Origin of the sequence: Pseudovibrio sp. WM33, assembly GCF_001623165.1 — a bacterium.
GTDB lineage: Bacteria > Pseudomonadota > Alphaproteobacteria > Rhizobiales > Stappiaceae > Pseudovibrio.
In genome coordinates this window covers 1-251 of the sequence record NZ_LMCK01000057.1, presented here as the reverse complement: position 1 = coordinate 251, position 251 = coordinate 1, and the positions used below count along the sequence as shown (strand labels likewise).

Genomic DNA, 251 nt, shown 5'->3' with positions numbered 1-251 from the left:
GTCTTCGCAGATGCCAAGATGACGACCGCGCTGCTGGACAGGATCACACATCATTGCTCAATTATCGAAACGGGTAATACATCCTTCCGCTTTGCCCAGAGCAAAAAGTCCCAAAACTAATAAGCATCGGTTGGCACAAAGCCAGCAGACGAACCTGCTAGATGAGAGCTGTTCGCCTGCTGGCTTTGTGCCAACCAAGGTGGGTCAATTTTAAATGATGATGCCGGATCAATTTTGAACGCTCATTGACA

The 251-nt window shown here is 48.2% G+C and carries 1 protein-coding gene; it reads left to right on the top strand.

Annotated elements, in window-relative coordinates:
* Window positions 1–120 (top strand): ATP-binding protein (locus PsWM33_RS27665; protein WP_244276685.1); only part of this gene is annotated, 120 nt, incomplete at its 5' end.
* Window positions 121–251: the final 131 nt, after the last annotated feature.